The organism is Paenibacillus sp. WLX2291, from assembly GCF_046603665.1.
Classification (GTDB): domain Bacteria; phylum Bacillota; class Bacilli; order Paenibacillales; family Paenibacillaceae; genus Saccharibacillus.
Window position 1 is genome coordinate 878,323 of sequence record NZ_CP176755.1, and the last position, 13,593, is coordinate 891,915.

13 protein-coding genes are annotated in these 13,593 nt (G+C 47.9%); 7 read left to right on the forward strand and 6 right to left on the reverse strand.

Annotation, left to right across the window (positions count from 1 at the left end):
- Positions 1-58: 58 nt before the first annotated feature.
- Both ACDE64_RS03785 and trxB read left to right on the forward strand, forming a co-directional pair.
- Positions 59-874 carry an SDR family NAD(P)-dependent oxidoreductase gene (locus tag ACDE64_RS03785; RefSeq protein WP_411345181.1) on the forward strand — a complete coding sequence of 272 codons (816 nt, stop codon included), beginning with the start codon at positions 59-61 and terminating at the stop codon, positions 872-874.
- A gap of 426 nt (positions 875-1,300) precedes the next feature.
- Complete coding sequence (gene trxB, locus ACDE64_RS03790; protein ID WP_411345182.1) at positions 1,301-2,242, forward strand: thioredoxin-disulfide reductase; 942 nt, start codon at positions 1,301-1,303, stop codon at positions 2,240-2,242.
- A gap of 87 nt (positions 2,243-2,329) precedes the next feature.
- Here the strand turns inward: trxB and ACDE64_RS03795 are convergent, their stop codons facing one another.
- Complete coding sequence (locus tag ACDE64_RS03795; RefSeq protein WP_411349044.1) at positions 2,330-3,076, reverse strand: EthD domain-containing protein; 747 nt, start codon at positions 3,074-3,076, stop codon at positions 2,330-2,332.
- A gap of 182 nt (positions 3,077-3,258) precedes the next feature.
- On the opposite strand from ACDE64_RS03795, the gene ACDE64_RS03800 reads away from it, so the two are divergent.
- Positions 3,259-3,828 (forward strand): TetR/AcrR family transcriptional regulator, encoded by a 570-nt coding sequence (locus ACDE64_RS03800; RefSeq protein WP_411345184.1) that lies wholly within the window; start codon positions 3,259-3,261, stop codon positions 3,826-3,828.
- Positions 3,829-3,851: 23 nt separating this feature from the next.
- Here the strand turns inward: ACDE64_RS03800 and ACDE64_RS03805 are convergent, their stop codons facing one another.
- Positions 3,852-4,607, reverse strand: a complete 756-nt coding sequence (locus ACDE64_RS03805; protein ID WP_411349045.1) for an SDR family oxidoreductase — start codon at positions 4,605-4,607, stop codon at positions 3,852-3,854.
- A 171-nt stretch (positions 4,608-4,778) separates the two neighbouring features.
- Between ACDE64_RS03805 and ACDE64_RS03810 the strand changes: the two genes are divergently transcribed.
- Positions 4,779-5,723 carry an AraC family transcriptional regulator N-terminal domain-containing protein gene (locus tag ACDE64_RS03810; protein WP_411349046.1) on the forward strand — a complete coding sequence of 315 codons (945 nt, stop codon included), beginning with the start codon at positions 4,779-4,781 and terminating at the stop codon, positions 5,721-5,723.
- A gap of 41 nt (positions 5,724-5,764) precedes the next feature.
- Here the strand turns inward: ACDE64_RS03810 and ACDE64_RS03815 are convergent, their stop codons facing one another.
- Both ACDE64_RS03815 and ACDE64_RS03820 read right to left on the reverse strand, forming a co-directional pair.
- Positions 5,765-6,874, reverse strand: a complete 1,110-nt coding sequence (locus ACDE64_RS03815; RefSeq protein ID WP_411349047.1) for a hypothetical protein — start codon at positions 6,872-6,874, stop codon at positions 5,765-5,767.
- A gap of 131 nt (positions 6,875-7,005) precedes the next feature.
- The gene (locus ACDE64_RS03820) at positions 7,006-7,203 is read right to left on the reverse strand and encodes a hypothetical protein (protein ID WP_411349048.1); all 198 of its coding nucleotides are present in this window, start codon (positions 7,201-7,203) and stop codon (positions 7,006-7,008) included.
- A gap of 471 nt (positions 7,204-7,674) precedes the next feature.
- Between ACDE64_RS03820 and ACDE64_RS03825 the strand changes: the two genes are divergently transcribed.
- Positions 7,675-8,037: a hypothetical protein gene (locus ACDE64_RS03825; protein ID WP_411345189.1), complete on the forward strand. Its 363-nt coding sequence runs from the start codon at positions 7,675-7,677 to the stop codon at positions 8,035-8,037.
- Positions 8,038-8,277: 240 nt separating this feature from the next.
- On the opposite strand, the gene ACDE64_RS03830 is transcribed toward ACDE64_RS03825, so the two are convergent.
- Both ACDE64_RS03830 and ACDE64_RS03835 read right to left on the reverse strand, forming a co-directional pair.
- Positions 8,278-8,505 (reverse strand): hypothetical protein, encoded by a 228-nt coding sequence (locus ACDE64_RS03830; RefSeq protein ID WP_411345190.1) that lies wholly within the window; start codon positions 8,503-8,505, stop codon positions 8,278-8,280.
- A 471-nt stretch (positions 8,506-8,976) separates the two neighbouring features.
- The gene (locus tag ACDE64_RS03835; RefSeq protein WP_411345191.1) at positions 8,977-10,140 is read right to left on the reverse strand and encodes an ROK family protein; all 1,164 of its coding nucleotides are present in this window, start codon (positions 10,138-10,140) and stop codon (positions 8,977-8,979) included.
- A 207-nt stretch (positions 10,141-10,347) separates the two neighbouring features.
- On the opposite strand from ACDE64_RS03835, the gene xylA reads away from it, so the two are divergent.
- Both xylA and xylB read left to right on the forward strand, forming a co-directional pair.
- The gene (xylA, locus tag ACDE64_RS03840) at positions 10,348-11,664 is read left to right on the forward strand and encodes a xylose isomerase (protein ID WP_411345192.1); all 1,317 of its coding nucleotides are present in this window, start codon (positions 10,348-10,350) and stop codon (positions 11,662-11,664) included.
- Positions 11,665-11,996: 332 nt separating this feature from the next.
- A complete protein-coding gene (gene xylB / locus ACDE64_RS03845; protein WP_411349049.1) occupies positions 11,997-13,493 on the forward strand; it encodes a xylulokinase in 1,497 nt (498 codons plus the stop codon).
- Positions 13,494-13,593: the final 100 nt, after the last annotated feature.

Here is a 13,593-nt window from a genome sequence, read left to right on the forward strand (position 1 = left end):
GCAAGGAAGGCGGGGGTAATAATGTGCATCATCTGTTGTGAAAGGGGCTTATCTGTATATGACCAATAGAACTCAGCAGCATCGTCCGGTGGCACTCGTTACTGGAGCGGGCGTTGGCTTGGGACGAGGTATTGCAACCGTACTGGCGCAAAAAGGGTATCGACTTGTGCTAACCTGTCATTCTGGTCGGGAGGAAACGGAACAGTTGGCGCAGGAGCTGGCACATCAATACGGGACAGACAGCCATATTATTGAGAGCAATCTGGTAGAGCAGGAGGAAGTAGAACGTACCATCCGTGAAGCGGTGGAACATTATGACCGGATCGACCTGCTGGTGAATAATTCCGGCGCCAGTACAATGAAGCCACTGGTGGAACTGGAGCCGGATGATATCAACTGGATGATCAATCTGGATTATCGCGCACCTATTCTGGCAACGCGTTATGCCGCACAAGCAATGATCGAGCGGCAGATTGCAGGCAATATCATCTATATTACCTCGTCGCGCGGGGAACGCGCCTATCCGGGTGACAGCATTTATGGCGGGATGAAGGCAGCATTGATCCGCTCCTGCGCATCGCTGGCATTGGAACTGGCACCGCACGGGATTCGGGTCAACTGTGTTGCACCAGGAGCTACCGTCAATCGACCAGAGCAAGACGCATTAACCGAACCCCTTGGACACAAAATTCCACTGGGTCGTATGGGTACACCGGGTGATATCGGTGAAGCGGTAGCATGGCTATCATCAGACGCCGCATCGTATATTACCGGTATCAATTTACGTGTAGACGGCGGACTGATTTTACCGGGAATGCCGGAAGATGTATCCGAAGAAGCTGGGTATGGCTGGGGAAAAGTGTACAAGGATTGATTGCTATTCAAGTGTAAAATATGTGTGCTTGCTGCAAGGGCATTCTCATCATCAAATATAGTAAACAGAATATGCAGTATAGTAGACAAAGGATCTGTACTTCCGATGAGAAGTATACAGATCCTTTTTGCTGTGAAGTGGAGTAGATCAGCAATTTCGATTCCAATGGGGCTACATCGTACGGTTCATTAGAACTTCATTTGACTAACGTTTTCCTACACAGCATAATTAATATTATTTTATAAATAAATTTAATTGCACACAAAATAGTTTTGTGTTAATATTATTTATACAAACTATAGTAAACGATGGGATCACTTGCTAGTTGGCATGATTAAATAGACGCGTATTCGCATAAACTTGATTGTACAGCTTGATAGAGAACGTAGCTTTAGCCCATTATTTATCATCATGGAGGAATGGAACATGTATAAATCCGTAATTATTGGTACTGGTCCTGCTGGTTTGACGGCTGCCATTTATCTTGCTCGTGCAAATATGAGCCCGCTCGTCATCGAAGGTCCACAACCGGGCGGTCAATTGACTACCACAACAGAAGTAGAGAATTTCCCTGGTTTCCCTGACGGAATCATGGGTCCTGAACTGATGGACAATATGCGTAAACAAGCAGAGCGTTTTGGCGCTGAATTCTACACTGGCTGGGTCGACAACGTAGACATGTCCGAACGTCCATTCAAATTGCAAGTGGAAGGCAAAGGCGAGATCGTTACCGAGACGCTGATCATCTCTACCGGTGCAACTGCCAAGTATCTCGGCATTCCGAACGAACAGGACAATATCGGTCGCGGCGTAAGCACCTGTGCGACTTGCGACGGATTCTTCTTCCGTAACAAAGAGATCATCGTGGTAGGCGGCGGTGATTCCGCGCTGGAAGAAGCAAGCTTCCTGACTCGCTTCGCTTCCAAAGTAACACTCGTACACCGCCGTGACGAGTTGCGCGCGTCCAAAATCATGCAAGATCGCGCTCGTGCCAATGACAAAATTGAGTGGGGTCTGAACCGCACACCACTGGAAGTCGTTGCCGGACCACTCGGCGTCACCGGTCTGAAAGTACAGAACAACGAAACAGGTGAAGAAGAGATCATCGAAGCACACGGCGTATTCGTAGCGATCGGTCACCATCCGAATACTGGCTTCCTCGGTGGACAGATCACGACTGATGAGAACGGCTATATCGTAACCCATGCTGGCACGTCCGAAACGAACATCCCCGGCGTCTTCGCCTGTGGAGACGTACAGGATACTCGCTACCGCCAAGCGATTACCGCAGCAGGCAGCGGCTGTATGGCAGCGATGGATGCTGAAAAATTCATCGAAGCGACTGAACATGCAGCAGTAATGCTGTAAGGATAGATGTAAGTTTTACTATGATATATCAATAAACAAAACATCCACTCCGCGATATGGAGTGGATGTTTTGCTTTGTCATGATAATTAAGAAAGGCTGGCTCCCGCATCGTAGATCGTCAACGCATCTGTATACAAAAAGAACGAATACGATGGATCGATAAAATCTCCATGCTGCTGTGCATAGTGAACCAATTCCTGCTGGTATGTGCGGAATGCGGCAGTAGTGTCAAACCAGAATGTAGCCAGCACATCGTATCGCACATTCTCTTTGGAGCCAAAATAATTCGCATCTCCCGCACTGATCTGCACATTGTGGATACACTTGCGGAGCTGCTGACGAACCGTTACATTTCTCTCTACCACCTCATGATGCCCTTGTAGCCATAAGCGCGTAATCTCATCTGGTGCGTAATTATCATTGCCTTTGATCATATAAAAAATCTTGATTCCGCCTGCTGCCGGGTGTGGTACATCGATCTCCTGTTCTTGCACGAGAAACGGTAGCGATGTATCCAGATTGCTAAAATTCGCACCATCCGGTCCGATTACTTCATGCACATATGGATGTGCAAAGGTCTGCATCATTGCATCTTCATCGGCAAAATACAATTCCGTCACTGAATCTCGCTGATATACGATCTGGTATCCGCCGGTATGCAGATCACTTCTGGCGCCGTAGGCAGCGTCGAATACATAGTTTTGAATATATCTGCTTACTTGCAGCGGATTGCCGCAGGTGATCTGGTAGCCGTGAATGTGCTTGACATAGTTTACATATTCTTCGTGAGTCATATCCGGTCGTCTCGTCACAACTGCCATTTGTTTGATCATCTTCCAGTCCCTCCATGCTGTTCACTACGGATAGGGAGCAATGTAGGCACTGCCGTCCGCTGCTCCATACCTGTATTGTAAGCAAACGTTTCGCTGTATACTATGGTTAAAGAACAGGCGCGATGTTGTATAAACGACAACGTACCCTGCTCATGTTGTATGACACGACAGGAGGGACGATATTGTCTATAAAACAGGACTTGCGCGTCGCACGTACGCGCAAGTTTATAGAGCAAGCGTTGATTCGATTGATGCTGGAACAGCCATTTGCGACGTTGACCGTGCAGCAGATTGCCGATGCGGCGATGGTGAATCGTTCGACCTTTTATTTGCATTACACTGACAAATACGATTTGCTAGAGCAGATTCATGTACGGACGATACAAGCATTTACGAGCTGTATCGATTTTGCACAGGAAGATCAGTATGAGAGCATTTTGCGGGTGATTCGGCATGTGCAGCAGCATGTGACAATCTATCGCAGTCTATTGACGGTATCAGCCGAGACGTCGGATTTTGCCGAAGAAATCCGGTCGATATTTGCTACACTGGGCAGCCAGCAGGTCACTACGTATGCGGGCAAAGAGCGATTCAAGGGAGCTGGCGATTATTTCCTCCGCTTTTTCGCATCGTCTGCGTTGACGACGATTCGCTGGTGGATCGAAGTAAGCAATGACACGACGGCTGAGGAAGCAGCGCGTATGATTCGCGATTATTCCGAACAGGGGCTGCGCAATTCATTTGAACTGTGATGAGGCAGGGACTACATGGCTGTTCAACTGTTTCCTTTTGCCGGACGAACGATCAATTCGTTCACATCCACATGTGCTGGCTGTTGGATGGCATACAGAATCGCTTCGCCAATAGCAGTAGCGGGCAGCGCAATGCGGCGATATTCGCGCATGAATGCTCGTGAATGTTCATCGGATATACTGTCTGCCAGCTCGGATTCGGTAACACCCGGTGATACAAGTGTGACGCGAATATGCGATTCGGTTTCCATACGTAATCCATCCGAGATCGCGCGAACGGCGTATTTGGTTGCACAATACACAGCCGCCGTAGGCGTCACTTCATACGCACCTACCGAAGCGATATTGATAAATTGTCCACTTTGCTGATGTTGCATGATTGGCAGGGCAGACACAATGCCATGTAAAACACCGCGTATGTTCACGTCGATCATGCGATTCCATTCGTCGATTTTATGTTCTGCCAGATTGGATAGCGGCATCACTCCGGCATTATTCACCATCACATCGACACGACCGCATGTATGCTGTGCATATTGGACAAAATCGTCCATGTCCGCCGCATCGGTCACATCGAGTTTACGACAATATGCGGTACCACCTGCTGCTGTAATATCGGCAACGAGCTGTTCCAAACGTTCTGTGCGTCGCGCGCCCAACACAACGATTGCTTGATGTTGAGCTAACAAGAGTGCAGTAGCTTCACCAATTCCGCTGCTTGCCCCTGTAATGAGTACAACCTTGCCTGCGATTCCATCCAATGGTACTTTGTTCATCATGTAATTCCCCTTTCGCTGTTGGTGTTCTCAGTATGCGATGTTGAGATGGGGAAGCGATAGAACGATACACTCATAGCATTGCCTGATTCGCGCAAAGATGGTTGTTGTTGGAGAACATCGTGTAATGGAGCGTTATAATAAAAGTTATAGGAATGGGGGGAGAGTATACAGATGAACAGTCGCAATGTTACGCCATATCCTGCATCGGCTTTGCATGAAATCGGGAGTTTGATTGAAACATACTGTACAAACGATGGTGTGTATCAAACGGATTTCTCTGCACTGTCACTTATTCGCAACGCCCACGAAACGGCTCCGCTGCATAGCGTGTACGAACCGTCGATCTGTCTGGTGGCGCAGGGAGAGAAGTTGGTTTTGCTAGGGGAAGAGCAGTACCATTATGGACCTTCTGAATATTTTGCCGTATCGGTCGACTTGCCGATTTCTGGTCAGGTGATCAAGGCATCGCCGGATGAACCGTATTTGGCAGTTCGTTTGCAGATTGATTCGCAGCAGATTTTGGAGCTTATGCGTGTTATGGATACTGTGCCTACTGCGCAAGCGCAAGGGGAATTGGAACGGGGCTTGTTTGTTAGTCAAGCGAATACGGAGATGCTTGATGCTTTTGTTCGATTGCTCAAGTTGATGGATAAGCCGGAGGAGTTGCCTATCCTTGCGCCTATGATTGCACGAGAAATTCTGTATCGCGCTTTGCAAGGTGACCAAGGAAATGCACTCAGACAGATGGCGCCCGGTGCTGGGCGCGCTGCCTATATTGCGGAAGTGATTCAGCATATCCGTGAGACATATAGCGAGCCGCTTCGTATTGATGATCTGGCTTCCAAGGTCAGTCTTAGTCCATCGTCGTTATATCGCCATTTTCGCCATGTAACGATGATGAGTCCCGTACAATTTCAAAAGCAGATTCGACTTCAGGAAGCACGAAGAATATTACTTAACGACTCTGTTCAAGCTGCCGAAGTCGCTTTTCAAGTCGGCTATGAGAGCCCTTCACAGTTTAACCGAGAATATGTTAGACTGTTCGGGCTACCGCCGATAAGCGATATTCGGAGGCTTCAAGCGATGTCACCAGAGGCTGTCATCCGCGAGGTTTGAACGATATATTCTGTGTATGTGAAGCTATAGTTAGCATCCCTTTATATGCAGCGCCATGCTGTGATTGTTCCGTCATTTATTTTCAAAAACAAATCCGCTTGGGTATGATACAGATCAGGTACAGCGGGACAGTCGTGAATCTGAACTTGCCGATCTACTAGATTCCAGCTGTATATGGGCAGTCCTTGTCCCCATGCAAATAATGTCCCACTAGACGATACGGCGAGTTGCGCTTGTGGATACGAAAACACATCCGCTACGCCAAAATTCGTAGAAAAAGCAGGTACATCCAACAGCACTTCCTGTCGTGTACGCTGGTTTACATTGTAGATCAGTATAGCGGGCGAGGTACCTTCTATATTCCAATCCTCTTCATCCAGCATATCTGCATCGACTTGTGCCCATATAGCAAGCCGCTCATGATCCAGCCATACTATCGGCACATCCCAATCGATTAACGGTTGCCAGATGGAATCCAGAGATTCTCCGTCTTCGGATTCCCAGACGTTGTGCAGCCAGTCATCAATGCTCCATGCTACGGTAACGCCGATCGGTGCCCAGACCCATCCCGTTTCCGCTACATGCTTGCCATCAGGCGATACATGCAGTTGTCCATGAAAATAATCTAAATAATGGGCATCGTGCGAATGCGTTTCCGAATCAATCCCGGGAATTGTGCGTTCACTGAGCAAGTGTACACCCGGAACCAGCGAGATCAACTCCAACCGATTCCAGTCCGTACCATGAATGAGCAGTACCTGATCGTCACGTTGTATAAAAGCGAGCGGATACGCAGATTTATCATAATGATATTCGCCTCGGCTCAATTCCAATACAATACCCACGGATTCCAAATTCATCACGACTGCGTGACGACCTAACCGATGGCATACGGCTGCGAAGCGAGCACAGGGGCTTATCACCAGTTGGATAGGATGCGACAGATTGAAGTCTGGCAGATTCAACTGCGCAATCCTCTGCGCTGTACCGGACATCAGATTTATTTTCCATAGTTGTTGCTGTTCATTCAGCGCAATCAATTGCGGTTCAACATTGTTCGGTGTGCATGGAATTTGTGGATATTCACGAATGGTAAGTAGCTTGCCGATCTCATTCTGAAACGATGGATAGGTGTGATATTGAATTGTCATATGTATATACTCCTTTGCAAGCAGATCAAATGAATACCAAAAAAGCGACCAACCTCTGTAGTATACCAAAGGTCGATCGCCTCCTGCTAAGAGTACATGCAACTGTACTGCATCTATATCTGTCCATTGCGCTAAAAGAACAGCTTGGTCACTGCCTGGAAGATCAGGAAGAATCCGAATCCTGCTGCCAGTAGCGAAGCTCCTTTTTTGCGTTTCGCCTGCGAGAAATTAAACACTCCCAGACTGAACAAAGGTACGATAATCAAGGCAAACAAAAACATCAGCACGTAAAAGGGCAGCGAAATTTCAGCATTTTCCCAGAACGTCATGGTTGCTCTCTCTCCATTTCACAGTAGGTTCATCATCCTGCTTCTCCATCCAACTCTGCGGATCGCATACCGGCATAATAACCGTCCGATCTCATCTATACGTTTCAACTTCTATTGATCTCTCTCTATACATAAGGCTTTGCTCTGCTTCTCCAGTATCTCTGTCAATCGCATAATCAGAGCTGCAAACAGAAAACACAGGTTGCCCAGCAATTACCAATAACGAAATTATAGTCGAAAACCGATAAAAGATTCACAGCCAAATAAGGCGATTTTACGTCAAATTTTAGATAAGTGATGTCGATTATGTGCTCTCAACCGCCGCTGATTCTAGCTATAGTCTATCTATAGGTGCTGGCTATTCAATAAAACTATAACGGATTATGTAACTTTCTAGTCCAAATCTATTGAAAACCTGTATATTCCGAGTATAATACTTGGTATATAAAGAGATTGAAGGTGAGTATAACTGTGAATCCTATTCAGAATATCGTAACAGAACGCAATGACGACTATCTGGACCTGCTGAATTATGCAATTGCGATTGGAGACGAAGAGTGGCAGCAAGAGATTGTCGCCAACTTGAGCCGTCTGAATCATTCTCAGCAATGGCAGCGCGAGTGGGCGGTAACTGAACATCTCTGGAGACAGTTCGACCGCATCAATGGCAAGCTGCTGGAACTGTATGACAATATTCGTGAAAGTAAAGACGATACGGTCAAACAGAATCTGCTGGAGCAATGGTGGGAATTGAAGCTGCAACGCATCTCGGTATCGCGTCAGATTCAAGAAGAAACCGCCGGTCTGAAACATGATTGTGAATCGTGCCGCTGAGTCGGCTACCCATATACCCGTCGTAATGTACACAATGTACATGTGCCACGCTGTACACGCCAAGATGTGTATGCCAAAAACCGGACAACTAATGGTTGCCCGGTTTCCAGATAAAGCGCATATATAGTTATACGTAATGCACTATGAATACTGTTGTCTTGCCCCGTAGTTGCCGATCCGCCAAGACGCGGCACTACCGTCATGCAAATAAGCCAGTATGGATTCACATAGACATGTGAATTACATGCTGGCTTGTTTCATGTCGCGCATCATGGACATCATGGATGTCATCATTTCGTCGCACTCTTGCAGTTTGCTCATCATCATATTCATGTCCATATCCATGTCTTTCATCATGTTCATGTCCATTTTATTGCACATTTCCATCATCATTTTCATGTTGTTCATTTTACCCATCATGTCTTCCATACACATACCCATCATCATTTGCATACACATTTTATCCATTGTTGCCATCTCCTCTAAAATGTATTTTGGATGTTGCCGGGTACAGAGCCGTTAGACGAAGCCCTGACGCTGTTAGCATACTACATTTTCCTATCTAAAACAATCAGATTATGGAAAACAAAGAGAGTTCTAATGCGTCTGACAACGAGCTGTACCACATGAATGTTCTGGTTTATTTTCATGAATCTATCATGTTTGTAAAAACATGTCTCTGCTCATCAAAATACCCAAATCGCATGCAGTGTGAACAGTAGCGGCACTGACGTCCTATACTTAATGTAACCTCATCTACGCATCTTTAATCTTCTACGCATGACGACAATATGGCAATATCGGTCACGTCATGCGCAAAAGTCCACGTCATGATTCGTTATCACACCTAATATTACAAGCAGTGATCCATCCATGGGAAAGGTAATAATACAGCTTTGTTGCCCATTTAGATCGATACATGCACTCAATCCAGAAATGTTAGATCGATACGCGTACTCGACCTAGAAACTGTGAAATCGCAGAGTAAGCAGCGCCAATCACTGTCGATTGTTCGCCCAATTCGGAATATTGGATGACCAGTTTTTGCCGATGGTATGGCAGGGTGCGCTGGGAGACTACTTCTTCTACATAGGGAGCAATCCACGGTTCTGCCTGACGCATATGACCACCGATAATGACCAATTCCGGGTTGAAGCTATTAACCAGATTGGTAATGCCGATACCCAGATATTCGCCAATACGCTGAAACAAACGAACGGCTTCTGGCTCATCCCATAGCGCCTGTTGTACCCAGTAAGCGGTATTCGTATTCGGCTGTGGATCAGGCAGTGCATGTTCGTAAGCAAGTTCTGATGCGTACAATTCCCAACATCCGCGGCTACCGCAGGAACAGGGCAATCCGTACGATTCTACAGACATATGCCCGGTTTCGCCAGCGTATCCGCGTGCGCCTTTGTACGGTTCGCCGTCGATAATAATGCCGGAACCGATTCCCATGCCGACGCTGACATACACCAGATGACGGGCATGACGACCGGCACCGAATTGCAGTTCGCCAATCGCGCCCGCATTGGCTTCGTTGTCAATTGTAACCGGCAGGCTGAACAGCTGCTCCAATTCTTCGCGCAGAGGCACGCCTTCCCAGCCCAGATTGGGAGCAAACAGTACATTGCCCTGTTCGTCAACCATTCCCGGTACACCGACGCCCATGCCGATCAAGCCATGGACAGATGGTGGAACTTCTGCCAGCAGATGCGCCATCATACGCTGCATGAGCGATAGCGTCGTTTCCAGTCGATGATCCGGCAGCGGCTCCGTCTGGCGGGTGATGATAATGCCTTCCAGATTGGTCAGCACAATTGTCAATTCGTTGACACTCAACTCTACACCTGCCGCATAACCGGCACCGCTGTTGAATTCCAGCATGAGCGGTTTGCGACCGCCGCTGGATTGACCTTCGCCTGATTCTAGTACGAGCCAATCGTCGATTAATTCCTGAACAAGATTGGAGACAGTCGCTTTGTTCAGCCCGGTTAGCTGCGATACGCGAGTGCGTGACAGCGGGGCATAACGGCGAATATTTTCAAGGACAAGGGATTTGTTTATTTTTTTGACCAGCGCCTGATCTCCGGTGATTTTCATAATAGTTCTCCTCTCCAGATGGTAGTTCGAGTACTTTGTTTATCGAATAGACAAAGTGATTTATATATGTTAGGATAGCGATGTAAACGATTTCTTACAAGAAATATCTGGCGGAACAGCCGTCGGCTGGCGCAAGATATGAGCGGTCCGGGCGCTGCAATGTCCGTCCGGTAACGAATTCAACGACTCGTGAGGAGGATTTATGTAATGGCTTATTTTGCAAATATTGAGAAAGTACAATATGAAGGTGTCCAATCCAAAAATCCGTATGCGTTCAAATTTTACAACCCGACCCAGGTTGTTGCCGGCAAGACGATGGAAGAGCATCTGCGCTTCGGCATGGCATACTGGCATACACTCGTTGCTGGTGGCGCTGATCCGTTCGGTGTTGAAACCGCTTCCCGTCCATGGGATCATCTGACTGGTCTTGACCTTGCCAAAGCACGCGTTGAGGCGCTGTTTGAACTGCTGGACAAGCTGAATATTCCGTATTTCTGTTTCCATGATGTAGACATTGCTCCTGAAGGCGACAGCCTCCGCGAATTTTATAACAATATCGATACCATTGTCGAGTTGATTGAACAACAGATGAAGCAAACTGGCAAAAAGCTGCTCTGGAACACGGCGAACATGTTCAGTAATCCGCGCTTTATGCACGGTGCAGCTTCCACTTGCAATGCCGATGTGTACGCTCATGCAGCGGCTCAGATCAAAAAAGGTCTGGAAGTCGGCAAACGTCTTGGCGCCGAAAACTACGTATTCTGGGGCGGTCGCGAAGGCTACGAAACGCTGCTGAATACCGACTATGCTTTGGAGCAGGACAATATGGCGCGTATGTTCCATCTGGCAGTTGATTATGCCAAAGAAATCGGCTTTGACGCTCAATTCCTGATCGAACCGAAGCCCAAAGAGCCAACCAAGCATCAGTACGATTTCGACGCGGCAACGGCAATCGCCTTCTTGCAAAAATATGATTTGAAAGATCATTTCAAATTAAATCTGGAAGCGAACCATGCGACTCTGGCTGGTCATACCTTCCAGCACGAACTACGTGTTGCTCGTACGAACAATATGCTAGGTTCATTGGATGCGAACCAAGGAGATCTCTTGATCGGCTGGGATACAGACGAATTCCCAGTTGACCTGTATGCAGCGACGACGACAATGTATGAAGTGCTACAAAATGGCGGTATCGGTCGCGGCGGTATTAACTTTGACGCCAAAGTACGTCGTCCATCGTTCCATGCAGACGATCTAGTAATCGCGCATATCGCCGGTATGGATACATTTGCCAAAGGTTTGACAACAGCTGCTCGTCTGCTGGAAGATCGCGTATTCGAAGACTTTATCGACAAACGCTATAGCAGCTTCCGCGAAGGCATTGGTGCTGACGTAGTTGACGGCAAAGCGACATTGTCCTCGCTGGCAGAATACGCACTCAACAATGAACATCCGCGTGCCAACGAATCTGGACGCGAAGAGTTGCTAAAAGCAACCTTGAACCAATATCTGGTGACCGAATAAGTCTCAGCAGTATAGGATCATAGGTACACTTGACCAACGCCTTCTATATTTATAATGAAAATGGAGAGATTGGAAACAGGTTCTCCTAAATACAGGTCTTTGGGTGGGGAATATGCTTGAACGTGTTGAGCGTATGACATGACGAGAGAGGAAGTACCTGTACGTAGCCTGATCTTGTTCTCTACATGAATAGCTACAGGACCGATGCTCCCTTGTATTCCCGTCAGGGAAGAAGGGAGCATTTTGGTTACAACGATCAGGTGATGATAAGGGTTGGATCGTACATCGTAATCATAGTGATACAGGGTGTATACATGAAGGAGGTAGATGAGATGAGTTATGTCATTGGAGTCGATCTGGGTACAAGTGCCGTGAAAACAGTACTGGTGAATCGTGAGGGACAGGTAGCTTTTGAAGCATCTGAAGCGTACCCGTTATCCCAGCCAAAGCCGGGATACAGTGAGCAAAACCCGGAAGACTGGGTTGAGAAGACACTGATCTCGCTGCGCAAGCTGCTGGAAGTATCGGCGGTACCCGCGCACGAAATTGAAGGCTTGAGCTTTTCCGGGCAAATGCACGGTCTGGTATTGCTGGATGATCAGCATCAGGTCATTCGTCCGGCAATCCTGTGGAACGATACGCGCACGACTGCGCAATGTCGTCGCATTGAGCAGGAGCTGGGAGAGGATCTGTTACGTATCGCCCGCAACCGCGCGCTAGAAGGCTTCACTCTGCCGAAAATCTTGTGGGTGCAGGAGCAGGAACCGGACAACTGGAGCAAAGCGGCGCTATTCCTGCTGCCCAAAGATTATGTACGTTACCGGCTGACTGGTGATCTGGCGATGGATTATTCGGATGCAGCAGGAACGCTGCTATTGGATGTAGCGGGCAAATCATGGAGTACACGCATCGCGGAAGCCTTCAGCTTGCCAGAATCGTTTTTCCCACGGTTGGTAGAGTCGTTTGACGATACAGGTGCCTTGCTGGCGGAAGTGGCAGATGAGACAGGCTTGAGTGCGCAAACACGTGTGTATGCAGGTGGTGCAGACAATGCGTGCGGCGCAATAGGTGCGGGTATTCTGACTGAGGGGCAGACGATGTGCAGTATCGGTACATCCGGCGTGGTGCTGTCGTATGAAGAGCGTCGTAATCTGGACTTTGAAGGGAAGGTTCACTTTTTCAATCATAGTGAGAAAGATGCCTTTTACATTATGGGTGTGACGCTAGCAGCAGGCTACAGTCTGGAATGGTTCCGTAGTACATTTGGCGAAGGTCGTTCCTTTGAAGCGTTGCTGGACGGAGTGGATCAGATTGCGCCGGGAGCGGCAGGCTTGCTCTTCACACCGTATATTGTCGGCGAGCGTACTCCGCACCCGGATGCGGAGATTCGTGGCAGCTTCATCGGGATTGATGCGGCGCATAAGTTGCCTCATTTTGCTCGTTCGGTGCTGGAAGGCATTACGTTCTCACTACGCGAATCGATCGATATTTTGCGTGAATCGGGTAAAACGATTACCGAAGTTATCTCGATCGGCGGCGGAGCGAAGAATGAGACGTGGTTGCAAATGCAGGCAGATATTTTCAATGCCGAAGTGATTCGTCTGGAAAATGAACAAGGACCTGCGATGGGGGCAGCGATGCTAGCAGCGTATGGGAGCGGCTGGTTTGAATCGCTGGAGCAATGTGCATCAGCATTCCTGCGTACTTCGCGCTCATATGTACCGGACCAAGAGCGTGCCGCACGGTATGATGAACTGTTCGGAATTTATCAAGACGTATACGCACAGACGGCAGGATTGAGTAGCAAACTGGCTGCATTCCGCGGATAATGAACGAGCAGTTAGCAGTTAGCAGTTAGCAGTTAGCAGTTAGCAGTTAGCAGTTAGCAGTTAGCAGTTAGCAGTTAGCAGTTAGTTGGCGCTGGATGTA

What these genes read in the sequence shown, in the direction of transcription:
- ACDE64_RS03785 (WP_411345181.1), top strand. Translation starts at nt 59, where the DNA reads ATGACCAATAGAACTCAGCAGCATCGTCCGGTGGCACTCGTTACTGGA.
- trxB (WP_411345182.1), top strand. Translation starts at nt 1,301, where the DNA reads ATGTATAAATCCGTAATTATTGGTACTGGTCCTGCTGGTTTGACGGCT.
- ACDE64_RS03795 (WP_411349044.1), bottom strand. Translation starts at nt 3,076, where the DNA reads ATGATCAAACAAATGGCAGTTGTGACGAGACGACCGGATATGACTCAC.
- ACDE64_RS03805 (WP_411349045.1), bottom strand. Translation starts at nt 4,607, where the DNA reads ATGATGAACAAAGTACCATTGGATGGAATCGCAGGCAAGGTTGTACTC.
- ACDE64_RS03810 (WP_411349046.1), top strand. Translation starts at nt 4,779, where the DNA reads ATGAACAGTCGCAATGTTACGCCATATCCTGCATCGGCTTTGCATGAA.
- ACDE64_RS03815 (WP_411349047.1), bottom strand. Translation starts at nt 6,874, where the DNA reads ATGACAATTCAATATCACACCTATCCATCGTTTCAGAATGAGATCGGC.
- ACDE64_RS03820 (WP_411349048.1), bottom strand. Translation starts at nt 7,203, where the DNA reads ATGACGTTCTGGGAAAATGCTGAAATTTCGCTGCCCTTTTACGTGCTG.
- ACDE64_RS03830 (WP_411345190.1), bottom strand. Translation starts at nt 8,505, where the DNA reads ATGGATAAAATGTGTATGCAAATGATGATGGGTATGTGTATGGAAGAC.
- ACDE64_RS03835 (WP_411345191.1), bottom strand. Translation starts at nt 10,140, where the DNA reads ATGAAAATCACCGGAGATCAGGCGCTGGTCAAAAAAATAAACAAATCC.
- xylA (WP_411345192.1), top strand. Translation starts at nt 10,348, where the DNA reads ATGGCTTATTTTGCAAATATTGAGAAAGTACAATATGAAGGTGTCCAA.
- xylB (WP_411349049.1), top strand. Translation starts at nt 11,997, where the DNA reads ATGAGTTATGTCATTGGAGTCGATCTGGGTACAAGTGCCGTGAAAACA.